This window comes from Xanthobacter oligotrophicus (assembly GCF_008364685.1).
GTDB classification, from domain to species: domain Bacteria; phylum Pseudomonadota; class Alphaproteobacteria; order Rhizobiales; family Xanthobacteraceae; genus Xanthobacter; species Xanthobacter oligotrophicus.
In genome coordinates, this window is sequence record NZ_VTTL01000001.1 from 293,696 (window position 1) to 307,840 (window position 14,145).

A 14,145-nucleotide genomic window follows, 5' to 3' on the forward strand; every position below is an offset into this window, starting at 1 on the left:
GCCTCCCCGGCAGCCTTTTTGCCGACCGCAAAATTCAGCAAACGTGAATATTGCAAATTTTTCATTGTCACTGAATTTTCCCGCGCTATGCTGCCGGCATGAAGCTCGCGGAATGGCTTTCAGCGACCGGAACGAAGCGTAGCGCCTTTGCGAAGCAGGTGGGCATGTCGCCCGCCAGCGTCACGGCCCTGTGCAACGACGACCGCGCCTGGATCTCCCGCGAGACCGCCGAGAAGATCGCGCAGGCCACGGGACACGAGGTCACGCCCAACGATTTCCTCGGGCTTCCCGCGCCCAGTATCCGAGGTTTACCCGTGACCGATAATACCCAGGCCCGCGTCCAGTCCGCCATCGAAGCGTTCGCGCGGGGAGAGATCGTGGTCGTCACCGACGACGACGATCGGGAGAACGAAGGCGACCTCATCCTCGCCGCCTCCCTCGCCACGCCGGAGAAGATGGCCTTCGTCATCCGCAACACCTCCGGCATCGTGTGCACGCCTCTGCCCCCGTCCGAGGCCAAGCGGCTCCGGCTCGATCCCATGGTGTCGAACAACGACGCCCCCATGGGCACCGCCTTCACCATCTCCATCGACGTGAAGCACGGCACCACCACCGGCATCTCGGCGGAAGAACGCACCAACACCGTGCGGGCGCTGGCCAATCCCAACATGGGCGCGGCCGACTTCGTGCGGCCGGGCCACGTCTTCCCGCTCATCGCCAAGGAAGGCGGCGTGCTCATGCGCTCGGGCCACACCGAGGCGGCCGTGGACCTTTGCCGCCTTGCCGGCGTGCCGCCGGTGGGCGTCATCGCCGAGTTGGTGAACGACGACGGCACCGTGCAGCGCGGACCGCAGGTTACCGCCTTCTCCGAGAAGCATGGCCTCACCCGCATCTCGGTGGCGGACCTCATCTCCTACCGCCAGGCCCGCGAGAAGCTGGTGACACGGGCGGCGGAATTCCCCGTGCCCACCTGCGTCGGCGAGCTGCAAGGCTTTTCCTACATCACGCCGTTTGATCCGGTGAACCACCTGGCTCTGGTCAAGGGCCGCATCGGCGACGGCGAGAAGGTGCTGGTGCGCCTGCACCGCGCCGATCCCATCGCCGACGCCTTCGGCGGCGGCAAGACCATCCAGCGCGCGCTGGAACGCATTGAGGCAGAAGGGCGCGGCGTGCTGGTCTATCTGCGCGACGGCACCGCCGGCGTGCCGGCCATCGCCATGGGCCACGGCGGGGAAAAGTCCTCCAGCGAGATCGAGCGCGACCGCCACTGGCGTGAGGTGGGCCTCGGCGCCCAGATCCTGCGCGACCTCGGCATCGTCTCGATTCGCCTCCTCTCCTCCAAGTCCCGCACCTATGTGGGCCTCGCCGGCTTCGGCATCGAGATCGTGGATACGGAGTCCCTCGACTCCTGAGGCTCGCAATCCCCTGCGTGAATTTTGTGCAGCGCGGGGCGGGCTAAGCCGTTGTGACAGAACGACGACAGACTTGCCCCGCAGGACGAAGCCAGCGATCGCAACGCTTCGCCCGAAATCGTGAGCTAAAAACAGGCGGCTAATCTCTTTTCGACCCCGATGGAAGGTGTCAGCATCCGTGTGACGTGATGCCGCGCTTTCCCATCGGGAGAGAAAACCATGTTTTCGCGCCGCTTCTGGTCCCGGCCCCTGGTTCGGTCCCTGGTTTCAAGCCGCCTCGTTCTAGGCCTCGCGCTCCTTGTCCTCGCCGGCACCACGACGGCCCGCGCCGGTAGCAGCGGCATCGACGTGGATCTCGAACTCGTCCTCGCCGTGGACGTCTCCTATTCCATGGACACGGAAGAGCAGGCCCTCCAGCGCGAGGGCTATGCCTCCGCCGTCGTCTCCCGCGAATTCCTCGATGCCTTGCGCCTTGGTCCCTCGGGGCGCATCGCGGTGGAATATGTGGAATGGGCGGGCGACGGCGAGCAGAAGGTGGTGGTGGACTGGCGCATCATCGACGGCCCCCAGACCGCCAAGGCCTTCGCCGACGCTGTGCTGGGCGCGCCGCTGCGGCGGGTGTACCGCACCTCCATATCGAGCGCCCTGCTGTTCAGCGCCGACCAGTTCGACCTCAACGGCTACAAGGGCCTGCGGCGCGTCATCGACGTTTCCGGCGACGGCGTGAACAACCAGGGCCCGCCGGTGGCCCTGGCCCGCGATTCCGTGGTGCAGCGGGGCATCACCGTGAACGGGCTGCCCCTGCTGCTGAAGCGCGGCGCCTCCTCCGCCCTCGATGTGCCGGAGCTGGACGCCTATTACGAGGATTGCGTCATCGGCGGGCCGGGCGCCTTCGTCATCCCGGTGCAGCATACGGAAGAGTTTGCCCGCGCCATCAAGACCAAGCTGGTGATGGAGGTGGCGGGCGTTGTGCCACCGCCCGGCCCCGGCCTCGTCCAGCGCGCGGCGGCCACCGAGCCGCGGGTCTCCTGCACCATCGGCGAGAAGATCTGGATGGATCACTGGGCAAATTAGGGCAATTCCAGCAAAAGTGCGAAGCGGTTTTGCGTCCGGAATTGCGATTAAACAAAGGTTTAGAGCGTTTTCGAGCGAAGTGGATACCGGTTCGCGTGAAGAAAACGCGTCAACATAAGCTCTAGTCCGTTCAATCGGCTTTCGTGAGCGGCACCAGGCGTAGCGCCGCAAGGTCCGCCGCGCCGGTGGCAAAGCAGGCGATGCGCAGTTGGTCCGTCATCAACGAAAAATGCTCCACCACCGCCTCGGTGGAGGTGACGGCCGCCTTGAGCGTGCCCGCCGCCTGACCCACGAGATCGGCGCCGAGCCGGATAGCCTTGGCCGCATCCACCCCGTGCCGCACGCCGCCGGATGCGATGAGGGGGAGATCCGGGCAGGCCGCCCGGGCCTCCACCACCGCCTGGGCGGTAGGAATGCCCCAATCGGCGAAGGCGGAGGCCACGGCGCGGCTGCGCCCGGTGCCGCGCTCGCCTTCCACCAGCGCCCAGTTGGTGCCCCCTGCCCCGGCCACGTCCAGCGCCGCGACCCCGCAGTCCGCGAGCCGGCGAGCCACGGTCCCGGAAAGGCCGAAGCCGACCTCTTTCACCACCACCGGCACGGGCAATCCGGCGCAGAGCGAGGCAATGCGATCAAGGACGCCGCGCCAATCCCGGTCGCCGCCCTGCTGGATCGCCTCCTGCAACGGGTTGAGATGGATGACGAGGGCATCCGCCCCGATCATCTCCACCGCGCGGTGGGCCGCATCCAGGCCGCTCGCGGCCCGAAGCTGGGCGGCACCGAGATTGGCGAAGAGCGCGATGTCCGGCGCCCGCCGCCGCAGGTCCGCCCCCAGGCCACTGGCCGAACCGTTCTCGATGGCGATGCGCTGGGAGCCGACGCCCAGCGCGATGCCCAGCGCCTGCGCCGCCTCGGCGAGGTGGGCGTTGATAGCTTCCGCCCGCGCCGGGCCGCCGGTCATGGCGGAGATCAGGAACGGCGCCTTCAGGGTGCGGCCGAGAAAGCGCGTGCCGAGGTCGATGGCGTCGAGATCGAGTTCCGGCAACGCGCAATGGATGAAGCGTACCCGGTCGAAGCCCGCATCCACGCGCGAGGCCACACGCCCGCCCGCGAGCACGATGTCGATATGGTCTTCCTTGCGCCGACCCGCGCCGCTTTCGTCCATCGACCCTCGCCGGCACCCACCTTCAAAACGAGAACGCGTTTTGCCTGAAGCCGCGGCGAGGACGCCACACGCCGGCAGAATCTGTCGCGCGGCGCGCCTCGCGCTCTGGCATCCTTCCTTAAGGGGTGATCTAAAGTCGTTCAAGGCAACGTATTTTGGCAACGTATCTTGCCAGCAGGGGTACGCCCCCGCAGCACAGCTTGAGATGAGGGGCGTGGATGGCGCAGAAGGGCGGACGGGACCGGCGGACCTCGGGAGGTTCGCACGACGCGCTGCGGCCGGGCGCCTCGCAAGGTGGTTCCACCCTGGCGCTGGCCGTAGCGGAGCCGGAGACCCGGACACCGGATGGACGCATGCAGGATCTGGAAGAGCCGACGACCGCCGCCTTCCCGCCGCGCTCGCGCGACCTGTCCTTCCTGCGTGCGGTGATCGATCGCCGGCTCGGACTGCTGGTGCCGCCGGCCGCGTCCCATCCGGCCGTGCTGCATGCCGCCATGCGGCATATCCTGCTCTCGCCCGGCAAGCGGCTGCGCCCCCTGCTCACCCTTGCCGCCGCGATCCAGCTCAACGCCTCCGAGCATGCGGTGCTGGATTTCGGCTGCGCACTGGAGATGATCCACGCCTCGTCCCTGATCGTCGACGACCTGCCGTGCATGGACGACGCCGCCATGCGGCGCGCCCAGCCCACCACCCATGTGCAGTACGGCGAGGACGTGGCAGTGCTGGCTTCCATCGGCCTGCTGTCGCGCGCCTTCGGGGTGGCTGCGGCGGCGCCGGGGGTGAGCGAGCACGCCCGCCTCGAAGCGGTGGCCATCCTCTCCATGGCGGTGGGCTCGCTGGGCCTGTGCGGTGGCCAGTATGACGACCTGCGCCCGAGCCCCGGCCGCAGCCTTTCCGCCACCGAGGACGTGAACCGCCGCAAGACCGGTGTGCTGTTCTCGGCCGCGGTGGAGATCGCCGGCCATGTGGCGGCGGCGGACGAGACCCAGATGAGCCATCTCAAGGCGCTGGCCGGGCATGTGGGCCGCGCCTACCAGATCCTCGACGACATCCTCGACGCTTCCGCCTCCTCCACCAGCCTCGGCAAGGACGTGGGCAAGGACGCCCACAAGGCCACCGTCATCGCCTCCCTCGGCGCGCCGCGCGCGCGCAAGCTCTTGTCCGAGCACTTGGCCGGCGCGCTCGCCGCCTCTCAGGAGCTGGGGGCCAACACGGAAGGCCAGGAGCCCCTGCGCGATTTCATGACCGCAGCCTTCGGCGAACTGATGGGGCCGCTGGCGCCGTGAGCGCCGCGTCCCGTCACCCTCTCCCCGTGCAAAACCTGCCCCCCGCGGAAGCCCCGATCCCGGCCCCCTCACTGGCCCCACCCCTGGCCATCTCGGGCCTTCACGTGGGCTATGGCGGGCGCGCGGTGCTGGTCGGCGTCGATCTCGTCGTGCCCGAAGCCACGGTGACGGCACTCACCGGCCCCAATGGTGCGGGCAAGACCACCCTCGTGCGCGCCATCTGCGGCCGCATCGCCCCCCGCGCCGGGACGGTGACGGTGTGCGGCGTTCCGGCAGCGGAAGGCGCCGCCCGGGCCCGCATCGGCCTCGCCCCGCAGGATATCGCCCTCTATCGCAGCCTGACCATTTCCGAGAATCTGGAGGTGTTCGCCAGCCTTGCCGGCGTGCCGGGCTCCACCGTGCCCGCCTGCGTCGCCAACGTGATGGTGCGCACCGGCGTCGCCGATCGCCGCAATGAGCGCATCGACCGCCTGTCCGGCGGCTGGCAGCGCCGGGCCAACGTGGCCGCCGCCCTGGTGGGCGACCCGCGCCTGCTGGTACTCGACGAGCCCACCGTGGGGGTGGACGCCCCCGCCCGCGCGGAGCTGGCAGCGCTGGTGCGCAGCCTTGCGGCACAAGGGCTCGGCATCCTCCTCGTCACCCACGATTTTGCCTTCGCCGAGGACGTGGCCGACCGCGTCGCCATCCTGAAGGATGGGCGCGTGGCCCTTGAAGGCGAGCTTGGCGCCCTCGTCGCCGCGCACTTTCCCGACCAGCGCCGGGTGGAGGCCACCTTCGCCACCCCGCCCACGCTCAAGGGCCGGCAGGTGCTCGCCGCCCATGGCCTTCACCCCTCGCCTGACGAAACCGGCTTCAGCGGGGTGGTGGCGGACACGCCGGCCGCGGCGGGCGATCTCATCGCCGCGCTGAAAGCGGCGGGGCTGGCACCCCGCACGCTCTCGCTTCAGGCCGCCGGGCTCGATGCGCTCTACGCCTCCGTCACCCGGAAGCCGTCCTCATGATGATTGCCATCGTCCGGGCCATGGTGCTCACACTGATGCGCGACCGCGGCGCGCTGCTGATGACCTTCGTCCTGCCGCCGGTGCTGTTCGTGCTGTTCGCGGCGGTGTTCGCCGGCACCGGCGGGGAGGCGTCCAGCATCAAGGTGGCGGCGGCGCGGACCACGGACGCTCCCGCCGCCCGCATGCTGCTCGACGCCCTCGCCCGCGCGCCGGATGTCCACCTGACTCCGGTGGCGCCCGAGGACGTGGCGCAGCGCGTGGCGGACGGGCGCGCCGACGTGGGCCTGATCGTGCGCGCCGATGTGGCCGCCGCCACCGACAAGCCGCCGCTGGTGATCATCACCGACGCCGGCCGCAACGTGGCGGCAGCGCTGCTCGCTGCCCGCATCCAGCGCCTGTTCACCGAGGATCTGCCGGGCCTCGCCATGCGGCGGGTGGCGGGGCAGATCGAGGTGCTGGTGGGTCCGTTCTCCGCCGAGCAGAAAGCTCGGCTCGACGATTCGGTGTCCCGCGCGCCGGAGCTGGTGGCCCAGGGCGGAGCCGACCTGATGGAGCGCCAGCCCCTCGCCAGCCGCAGGGCCGAGCCGGGGGTGAGCTATTATGCCGGCGCCATCGCCATGCTGTTCCTGCTGTTCGCGGCGGTGCAAGGGGCGGCGAGCCTGGTAGATGAACGCCGCTCGGGCGTGTTCGATCGCATCGTCATGAGCCGGGGCGGCGTGCTGGCGCTGGTGGGCGGCAAGCTCCTTTTCCTGATCCTGCAAGGGCTGGCGCTCGCCGCCGTGCTGTTCGCGGTGGCGCAGGTGGTGTATGGCGTCCATGTCATTCAGCATCTGGGCACCGTCGCACTGGTGGCGACGGCAGCCTCGGCGGCGGCGGCGGGCATTGCCTTGCCGCTGGCGGCCGTGGCACGCACCCGCCATCAGGCACAGACCCTCTCCACCTTCGCGGTGCTGCTGCTCTCGGCGGTTGGGGGCAGCATGGTGCCCCGCTTCCTGATGCCGGACTGGCTGCAGACGCTGGGCGTGCTGACGCCCACAGCCTGGGGCATCGAGGCGTTCCAGGGCGCGCTGTGGCGCGGCGACGGCCTCGGCGATCTTGCCTTGTCCCTCGCCGTGTTGCTCGCCTATGGCGCGGTAGGGGCGGGCTTCACCCTGTGGCTCATTCGCCGACAGGTGAGGCTAGCCTGAGGGCGAGCCTCACGCTCACCCCTGCGACACGAAATCCTGAACGGCGAGAGCGCTTCCCTCCGGCGCGCGGGGGCTTTAGAACCGCGCCATGGCGATCCTCGACCTTGCCAACCCGGTCCGCTTCATGAGCCTGTCCGCCCGCATCCTGCCGTGGATCGCGGGGGTGGCGGTGGTGACGCTCGCCGTCGGCTTCTTTCTCGCCTTCCGCGCCCCGCCCGACTACCAGCAGGGCGAGACGGTGCGCATCATGTACATCCACGTGCCGTTCGCGTGGCTCGGCCTGTTCGGCTATTCCATGATGGCGGCGTCCTCCATCGGCATCCTGGTGTGGCGCCATCCCCTGGCGGACGTGGCCCACAAAGCCGCCGCACCCGTGGGCGCCACCTTCACCGCCCTATGCCTCGTCACCGGCGCCCTCTGGGGCCGGCCCATGTGGGGCACCTACTGGGTATGGGACGCGCGGCTCACCTCCATGCTGGTGCTGTTGCTGCTCTACCTGGGCCTCATGGCCCTGCGCGCCGCCATCGACGACCCCAACCGCGCCGGGCGCGCCGCGGCGGTGCTGACCCTGGTGGGCTTCATCAACGTGCCCATCGTGAAATTCTCGGTGGACTGGTGGAATACGCTGCACCAGCCTGCCTCGGTGTTCCGCATGGGCGGCTCCACCATCGAATCGAGCCTTTTGTGGCCGCTGCTGGTCTGCGCCATCGGCTTCACGCTGCTGTTCGTGGCCCTGCACATGCTGGGCATGCGCACGGAAATCCTCCACCGCCGGGTGCAGGCGCTGGAAGCCCGCGCCGCCGCCGAGGCGATGGCCTGAGCCGGCGGATGGACCACCTGTCATGAGCCATTTCGCCTTCATCGCCGCCTCCTACGGCGTCGCCACGCTCGGCCTCGGCCTGCTCGCCGCCTGGCTGCTGGTCGACTACGGCCGCCAGCGCCGGACGCTCGCCGATCTGGAGGCGCGCGGCATCGGCAAGAGGTCCCGCCGCGAGACGGGGGATGCACCATGAGCACACCCGACGAGACGCCCGGCGCACTGCGGCCCCGCCGCCGGCTATGGCTGGTGGCGCTGCCGCTGGTGCTATTTTTGGCCCTCGCCGGCCTGTTCTTCTCGCGGCTTGAGACCGGGGGCGACCCTTCGCGCATCCCCTCTGCCCTGGTGGGCAAGGCCGCGCCCAAGGCGGCGCTGCCGCCGCTGGACGGCCTGAAGGGTCTCGGCGGCGCGCCCCTGCCCGGCATCGATCTGGCGGCGCTCTCCGGCAAGCCGACGCTGGTGAATGTCTGGGCCTCCTGGTGCGGCCCCTGCCGGGACGAGCATCCCGTGCTCATGCAGCTTGCCAAGGACGGCCGCTTCAACCTCGTGGGCATCAACTACAAGGACGCGCCGGAGAACGCCCGCCGCTTCCTCGGCCAATATGGCCTGCCCTATCAGGCGGTGGGCGTGGATCCCAAGGGCCGCGCGGCCATCGACTGGGGCGTCTATGGGGTGCCGGAAACTTTCGTGGTCGCGAAGGATGGGACCATCGTCCACAAGTTCGTGGGGCCGCTGACGCCCGAGGCGGTCAACACCACGCTGCTGCCGCTGATCGCCCGCCTTTCGGGAAGCTGAGCGGCCGCCACAAGGGTGACGCCGGCGGCAACTGGGATTATGGATTCCCACATGGCCTTTTCCCCTGACGAGATCGAACGCTACGCCCGCCACATCGTGCTCCACGACGTGGGCGGACCCGGACAGCAGAAGCTGAAGGCGGCGACCGTGCTGGTGGTGGGCGCCGGCGGTCTTGGCGCGCCGGTGCTGCTCTATCTCGCTGCGGCGGGCGTGGGACGGCTGATCCTTGTCGAGGACGACGTGGTCTCCCTCTCCAACCTCCAGCGGCAGGTCATCCACCGCACGCAGGACGTGGGCCGGGCCAAGACCGACAGCGCCGCCGACGCCATCTCCGCCCTCAACCCCCATGTGGAACTGGTGGCCCACGCGGTACGGCTTGATGCCGGCAACGCACTGGATCTCATTGCCGATGCGGATGTGGTGGTGGACGGCTCGGACAATTTCGCCACGCGCTATCTGGTGTCGGACGCCTGCGTGCTGGCAAAAAAACCGCTGGTGACAGCGGCGCTCGGCGCCTTCGACGCCACGGTGACCACCCTGCGCGCCCATGAAACCGCGCCCGACGGGACCCCCAACCCCACCTATCGCTGCCTGTTCCCCGAGCCGCCGCCGGCGGGCACCGTGCCGGCCTGCGCAGAAGCCGGCGTACTGGGGGCGCTGGCCGGGATCGCCGGATCGCTCGCCGCGCTGGAAGCAATCCGCGCCGTGGTCGGCTTCGGCGAGGGGCTGGTGGGGCGCCTGCTGATGATCGACGCCCGCGCCATGCGCTTCGAGACCCTGAGCTACGGCTGGGACCCGGACAACCCCCTGACCGGCACCGGCGACCGCATCACCGACCTGTCGGCGCATGTGCGGACCCCGTGAAGGGGAGCTCTCAGGCCATTGGAAAATCTACATCAGCTCTCGTATTTTATCAGCCATACGCTGAACTAAGCTCGACCAATCTCCCGCTATCTGCTGCCGGAAGAGACGCAAGGTCGGAAAGAAGACGGTTTTCTCGCCTTCACATCCCCAGCGCCAATCGGGTAAGGCCCGCAGGGCTACGAAGGTCAGAACGCCGCAGGCGCCCGCCACGTTCGCGAGCGCGGTGTCGGTGGTAAGCACGAGGTCGAGAGACTGCATCAGGCCGACCGTATCGACGAAAATGCCGTCCGTGTTAAAGCCCGCGTCAGGCCGGACGATGGCTCCGGCAAAAGGGACTTGCTCCAGTTGCTCGGTGCCCGCCCCGTGTTGAAGAGACACAAGGTTCACGCCCGGGATCGCCGCCAGCGGAGCGAAAAGCGCCAGTGGGATCGAGCGCCCCACATCCACGTTGCGCGACGGATTGCCCTGCCAGTTGATGCCGATGTTGAACGCGCCGTCCTGGCGCAGATGGCGCCATCTGGAAACCCTGTCCGGTGGCGCGGTGAGATAAGGCGCGGCGGGCCACTGGGCCGGGTCGGGGGACACCAGATGGGGCAGGCTGCCGATGGGAGCCCAGCGCAGGCCCGGCATAGACTGGTCTATTCCCGATAGATCGGAGACCACCGGCACCCGGCCGTCGAGGTCTCGCAGCAACGGGATGAGACCAGGCCGCGTGAGCAGGATCGTGCTGATCCCGCGATCCGCCAGAATCCGCAGAAGGCGGCCGAAGAAGATCACGTCCCCTATCCCCTGCTCGCCCAGCACAACCAGCACTTCCGGCGTTTCCCGCCCGTCCCAGCGCGTGAACGGAAGCGGGTTGAAGGGCGGCGGCAGTATCCTTTCGCGATGCTCGTATCCCGCCCAGCCCTCCAGCCAATGTCCTTGGGCGAGCTTTTCCATCCCATTCGCATACGAGACATAGGGGTGCCCCGGATCGACTTCCAAGGCATGCCCGATGGCCTTGCGCATGTCTTCCCGACGGCCCTCATCCGCCAGCAGCCGGGCACGCGACACGTGCGCGGATGCTAGCCGCGGATCGAGCGCGAGCGCCGCTTCGATGTCGCCCATGGCACCGGAAGCATCGTCCTGCGCCCGGCGCATTTCCCCGCGAAGCTGCAAGAGCATGGCTGATTTCGGGGCGAGAAGAAGGGCGCGCTCACACGCACTGCGTGCTGCGGGCATGTCCTCAAGAAGATGCAGCACGGAAATCAGGCGCGCGTGGAATGAAATGTTTTGAGGCGCAAGGTCGACAGCCTTCTCCAGGCTGACACGGGCTTGCGCCCAATTCCCCAGCCCGAGCAGAGCTTGCCCGCGCAAATATTCGGCGTCCGCAAGCCGGGGGGCCAGACGAAGCGCCGCGTCGGCCGCGGCAATGACATCCTTGGGACGCTCAAGTTCCAGCAAGGTACCCGCCAGATTGACGAGATGCAGCGGCTGCCAGGGCTGTAGGGCGACAAGCGCTTCGCTATCGCTTAGCGCCCCCTGCAGACGACCCATGCGCGCAAGGGCGCCGGCGCGGTTGGAGAGGGCTTCGATCGACCTGGGATCCGCCGCCAGGACGGCGTCATAGCAGGCCACGCCCTCTACATATCGACCGAGGGCACAAAACGCATTGCCGGCTAGGAAGCGGGCTTCCAAGGGAGCCCCCTCAAGGCTCAGAGCAGCCTGGAAAGCGACGAGCGCCTTCTCCCAGTTACCCATGCCCTGGTGACTGGCACCAAGAAGGATCGCAGCATGGGGATTGCGCGGGTGAGCGTCCCGAAGGCGCCGCGCCGCTATGACGGCCTCCTTGGGCCGTCCCACTTGCAGCAGCTCGAAAATCAACAGGCGCTGGATATCGAACGACGCGGAATGCGCCTTTGCAAGCCGGCGATAGATTGCGAGCGCCTGTTCGAAATGCCCCGACCTGTGCAGGTCGGCCGCGCGGGCGAGCGCGCTTGAGACTTCCGGAGACATGCGATGACAGACCCTCCCTCAACGTGAGATGACGATCCACGGTCACGAGTCCCAATTATCCCCTCCGGCCTGGCCCGCGCGAGCGCGGACCGACGCCTTTCCCTGCCCCCAGCCTCACAGCATGGCAGGCAGGACGCGGTCCGGCGGGCGGTGGCCGTCCATGAAGGTCTTGATGTTGACGATGACCTTCTCGCCCATGTCCACGCGGCCTTCCAGCGTTGCGGAGCCAAGATGCGGCAGCAGCACCACCTTGCCCTGCTTGGCGAGGCGGATCAGCTTCGGGTTCACCGCCGGCTCATGCTCGAACACGTCGAGGCCGGCGCCGGCCAGCTCGCCCGCCTCCAGCTGGCGGGTCAGGGCGTTCTCGTCGATCACCTCGCCGCGGGCGGTGTTCACCACATAGGCCTCGGGCTTGAGCAGCTTGAGCCGCCGCGCCGAGAGCAGATGATAGGTGGCCGGCGTGTGCGGGCAGTTGATGGACACGATGTCCATGCGCGCCAGCATCTGGTCGAGGCTGTCCCAATAGGTGGCGTCCAGCATCTCCTCCACGGCGGTGGGGAGGCGGCGGCGGTTGTGGTAGTGGATCTGCAGGCCGAAGGCCTTGGCGCGGCGCGCCACCGCCTGGCCGATGCGGCCCATGCCGATGATGCCGAGGCGCTTGCCCCAGATGCGCCGGCCCAGCATCCATGTGGGCGACCAGCCGAGCCATTCGTCCTTGTCGGAGATCACCGCCTGCGCGCCCTCGGCGAGGCGGCGGGGCACGGCGAGGATCAGCGCCATGGTCATGTCCGCCGTGTCCTCGGTGAGGACACCCGGCGTGTTGGTGACGGTGATGCCGCGATTGAGCGCGCTCGCCACGTCGATGTGATCGACGCCGTTGGAGAAGGAGGCAATCAGCCGCAGGTTTTCCCCAGCCTGCGACAGGACCGCCGAATCGATGCGGTCGGTCAGCGTCGGAACCAGCACGTCGGCGGTCCGGACGGCCTCCACGAGCGCGGCCTGATCCATGGGCACGTCGTCGAGGTTCAATTGCGCGTCGAACAACTCACGCATCCGGGTTTCAACCGAGTCCGGCAGCTTGCGCGTGACGACGACGAGGGGTTTGCGACGCACCATCGTTACTCCCCATTCCCCATTTCTTAACGCTTCTGGTCCCGTCTATCAGACAGACAGGGAAACACAAGGCGCCCTGCACCGCGTGCCCTTGACGCGCCCGGCGCAGCGGCGCACTCCCCCGTTTCGAGAGCAATACGAAAGGACGAGCCCGTCATGCGCACGATGCGACCTCATCTGATGCGAAGCCTCAAGGCCCTTGCATTGGCGCTGGCGGTCACAGGGGGCGCGGGGCTCCAGCCCATCACCGCACGGCCCGCCCTGGCGGCCGAGGACGGCACCTCCGGCCTGCCGGTGCCGCGCTTCGTCTCGCTGAAGGCGGACAAGGTGAACGTGCGCAACGGCCCCAACAAGGACCACGACGTGTCATGGGTGTTCAACCGCGCCGGCCTGCCGGTGGAGGTGACCGCCGAGTTCGAGACCTGGCGCCGCATCCGCGATGCTGACGGAGCGGAAGGCTGGGTCTACCATTCCATGCTGTCGCTGCGCCGCACCGCACTGGTTGCGCCCTGGCTGAAGGGCGAGACCGTGCCCATGCGCGATGCCGCCAACACCGACGCCAAGGTGGTGGCGCGCCTGGAGCCCAGCGTGCTCGGCGTGGTGAAAACCTGCGACGGCAAGTTCTGCCGGCTCATCGGCGACGGCTTCGACGGCTATGTGCAGCAGTCGCAGCTGTTCGGCATCTACCCCAACGAAAAGGTGGAATGACACCGCGACGGCCCGGCAGTTCCGGACCGCGTCTGGTTATGAAGCCCGTGCGGCGCCTGAGCGAACCCCTCTCGGCACCGGTCAAAGACCGGGGCCGTTGGGATCAGCCCTGGGTCTCAGGGATGTTCAGAACTAGCCCGTCCAGCGCCGCCGTCAGCTTGATCTGGCAGGACAGGCGGGAACTGGGCCGCACGTCGGTGGCGAAATCCAGCATGCCCTCTTCCATCTCGGAGGGCTCGCCCACCTTATTCGCCCAAGCCTCGTCCACATAGACATGGCAGGTGGCGCAGGCGCAGGCGCCGCCACATTCGGCGACGATGCCCGGCACGCCGTTGCGCACCGCCGTCTCCATGGCGGTCGCGCCCTCGGGCCCCTCGACCTGATGGGCGGTGCCGTTGTATTCGATGAAGGTGATGGCAACCATGAATGAGCCGCTTGCTGATCGCCCGCCGGAACCGGCCGTGGCGGAATGAGGACGTCGCGTCGTGACGCGATGCCTATAGCTGCAAGCGCGGGGCCACACCAGCTTTGCCCGGACTGCATGGTCGGCCGGCGCTGGCGTTAACGATATCTTCATTATTGCGGCAAGGCCGGTTCAATCCGCAGCGCACCATGGCTAGGATAAGGAACGGTAAACCATTTCCGTCCGGCCCCGCCGGATAGAAAGGGTGTGTGTACTGGACACGGCGCCCCGGCGGGGACACCCCGCGCGCCGTCGAAGGCAGAGGCGA

General features: G+C 68.3%; 14 protein-coding genes. 10 read left to right on the top strand and 4 right to left on the bottom strand.

What is annotated here, in order from left to right; genetic code table 11:
• Window positions 1-98: 98 nt before the first annotated feature.
• Both ribB and FZ033_RS01285 read left to right on the top strand, forming a co-directional pair.
• Entirely contained in the window at window positions 99-1,412 is a 1,314-nt protein-coding gene (ribB, locus tag FZ033_RS01280; protein ID WP_149574367.1) for a 3,4-dihydroxy-2-butanone-4-phosphate synthase, read from the top strand.
• A 219-nt stretch (window positions 1,413-1,631) separates the two neighbouring features.
• Window positions 1,632-2,486, top strand: a complete 855-nt coding sequence (locus FZ033_RS01285; protein ID WP_149574368.1) for a DUF1194 domain-containing protein — start codon at window positions 1,632-1,634, stop codon at window positions 2,484-2,486.
• A 130-nt stretch (window positions 2,487-2,616) separates the two neighbouring features.
• On the opposite strand, the gene fni is transcribed toward FZ033_RS01285, so the two are convergent.
• Window positions 2,617-3,648, bottom strand: a complete 1,032-nt coding sequence (fni, locus tag FZ033_RS01290; protein ID WP_149574369.1) for a type 2 isopentenyl-diphosphate Delta-isomerase — start codon at window positions 3,646-3,648, stop codon at window positions 2,617-2,619.
• A 353-nt stretch (window positions 3,649-4,001) separates the two neighbouring features.
• On the opposite strand from fni, the gene FZ033_RS01295 reads away from it, so the two are divergent.
• The 7 genes from FZ033_RS01295 (at window position 4,002) to FZ033_RS01325 (ending at window position 9,598) form a co-directional block, all read left to right on the top strand.
• Complete coding sequence (locus FZ033_RS01295; RefSeq protein ID WP_188079234.1) at window positions 4,002-4,934, top strand: polyprenyl synthetase family protein; 933 nt, start codon at window positions 4,002-4,004, stop codon at window positions 4,932-4,934.
• 26 nt (window positions 4,935-4,960) lie between these two features.
• Entirely contained in the window at window positions 4,961-5,935 is a 975-nt protein-coding gene (locus tag FZ033_RS01300) for an ABC transporter ATP-binding protein (RefSeq protein ID WP_188079235.1), read from the top strand.
• Window positions 5,932-7,122, top strand: coding sequence for an ABC transporter permease (locus FZ033_RS01305; RefSeq protein WP_149574372.1), 1,191 nt, complete (start codon window positions 5,932-5,934; stop codon window positions 7,120-7,122). Before FZ033_RS01300 ends, FZ033_RS01305 begins: the two co-directional genes overlap by 4 nt.
• 88 nt (window positions 7,123-7,210) lie before the next feature.
• Window positions 7,211-7,942, top strand: a complete 732-nt coding sequence (locus tag FZ033_RS01310) for a heme ABC transporter permease (protein ID WP_149574373.1) — start codon at window positions 7,211-7,213, stop codon at window positions 7,940-7,942.
• A 22-nt stretch (window positions 7,943-7,964) separates the two neighbouring features.
• Window positions 7,965-8,135 (top strand): heme exporter protein CcmD, encoded by a 171-nt coding sequence (gene ccmD / locus FZ033_RS01315; RefSeq protein WP_149574374.1) that lies wholly within the window; start codon window positions 7,965-7,967, stop codon window positions 8,133-8,135.
• Window positions 8,132-8,734: a DsbE family thiol:disulfide interchange protein gene (locus FZ033_RS01320; protein WP_149574375.1), complete on the top strand. Its 603-nt coding sequence runs from the start codon at window positions 8,132-8,134 to the stop codon at window positions 8,732-8,734. Before ccmD ends, FZ033_RS01320 begins: the two co-directional genes overlap by 4 nt.
• A gap of 51 nt (window positions 8,735-8,785) precedes the next feature.
• Window positions 8,786-9,598 carry a HesA/MoeB/ThiF family protein gene (locus FZ033_RS01325; protein ID WP_149574376.1) on the top strand — a complete coding sequence of 271 codons (813 nt, stop codon included), beginning with the start codon at window positions 8,786-8,788 and terminating at the stop codon, window positions 9,596-9,598.
• Window positions 9,599-9,625: 27 nt separating this feature from the next.
• Here the strand turns inward: FZ033_RS01325 and FZ033_RS01330 are convergent, their stop codons facing one another.
• Together FZ033_RS01330 and FZ033_RS01335 are read right to left on the bottom strand one after the other, a co-directional pair.
• A complete protein-coding gene (locus tag FZ033_RS01330; RefSeq protein WP_149574377.1) occupies window positions 9,626-11,593 on the bottom strand; it encodes a tetratricopeptide repeat protein in 1,968 nt (655 codons plus the stop codon).
• A 114-nt stretch (window positions 11,594-11,707) separates the two neighbouring features.
• Window positions 11,708-12,709 carry a 2-hydroxyacid dehydrogenase gene (locus FZ033_RS01335; RefSeq protein ID WP_149574378.1) on the bottom strand — a complete coding sequence of 334 codons (1,002 nt, stop codon included), beginning with the start codon at window positions 12,707-12,709 and terminating at the stop codon, window positions 11,708-11,710.
• A 177-nt stretch (window positions 12,710-12,886) separates the two neighbouring features.
• Between FZ033_RS01335 and FZ033_RS01340 the strand changes: the two genes are divergently transcribed.
• A complete protein-coding gene (locus FZ033_RS01340; protein WP_232847285.1) occupies window positions 12,887-13,414 on the top strand; it encodes an SH3 domain-containing protein in 528 nt (175 codons plus the stop codon).
• Window positions 13,415-13,517: 103 nt separating this feature from the next.
• Here FZ033_RS01340 and FZ033_RS01345 read toward each other — a convergent pair whose 3' ends face one another.
• A complete protein-coding gene (locus FZ033_RS01345) occupies window positions 13,518-13,838 on the bottom strand; it encodes a 2Fe-2S iron-sulfur cluster-binding protein (RefSeq protein WP_149574379.1) in 321 nt (106 codons plus the stop codon).
• Window positions 13,839-14,145 lie beyond the last annotated feature (307 nt).

Excerpts from the sequence above, each read along its gene's own strand:
- ccmD (WP_149574374.1), top strand. The coding sequence starts at position 7,965 with ATGAGCCATTTCGCCTTCATCGCCGCCTCCTACGGCGTCGCCACGCTC.
- fni (WP_149574369.1), bottom strand. The coding sequence starts at position 3,648 with ATGGACGAAAGCGGCGCGGGTCGGCGCAAGGAAGACCATATCGACATC.
- FZ033_RS01285 (WP_149574368.1), top strand. The coding sequence starts at position 1,632 with ATGTTTTCGCGCCGCTTCTGGTCCCGGCCCCTGGTTCGGTCCCTGGTT.
- FZ033_RS01335 (WP_149574378.1), bottom strand. The coding sequence starts at position 12,709 with ATGGTGCGTCGCAAACCCCTCGTCGTCGTCACGCGCAAGCTGCCGGAC.
- FZ033_RS01325 (WP_149574376.1), top strand. The coding sequence starts at position 8,786 with ATGGCCTTTTCCCCTGACGAGATCGAACGCTACGCCCGCCACATCGTG.
- FZ033_RS01295 (WP_188079234.1), top strand. The coding sequence starts at position 4,002 with ATGCAGGATCTGGAAGAGCCGACGACCGCCGCCTTCCCGCCGCGCTCG.
- FZ033_RS01330 (WP_149574377.1), bottom strand. The coding sequence starts at position 11,593 with ATGTCTCCGGAAGTCTCAAGCGCGCTCGCCCGCGCGGCCGACCTGCAC.
- ribB (WP_149574367.1), top strand. The coding sequence starts at position 99 with ATGAAGCTCGCGGAATGGCTTTCAGCGACCGGAACGAAGCGTAGCGCC.
- FZ033_RS01320 (WP_149574375.1), top strand. The coding sequence starts at position 8,132 with ATGAGCACACCCGACGAGACGCCCGGCGCACTGCGGCCCCGCCGCCGG.
- FZ033_RS01340 (WP_232847285.1), top strand. The coding sequence starts at position 12,887 with ATGCGAAGCCTCAAGGCCCTTGCATTGGCGCTGGCGGTCACAGGGGGC.
- FZ033_RS01310 (WP_149574373.1), top strand. The coding sequence starts at position 7,211 with ATGGCGATCCTCGACCTTGCCAACCCGGTCCGCTTCATGAGCCTGTCC.
- FZ033_RS01345 (WP_149574379.1), bottom strand. The coding sequence starts at position 13,838 with ATGGTTGCCATCACCTTCATCGAATACAACGGCACCGCCCATCAGGTC.
- FZ033_RS01305 (WP_149574372.1), top strand. The coding sequence starts at position 5,932 with ATGATGATTGCCATCGTCCGGGCCATGGTGCTCACACTGATGCGCGAC.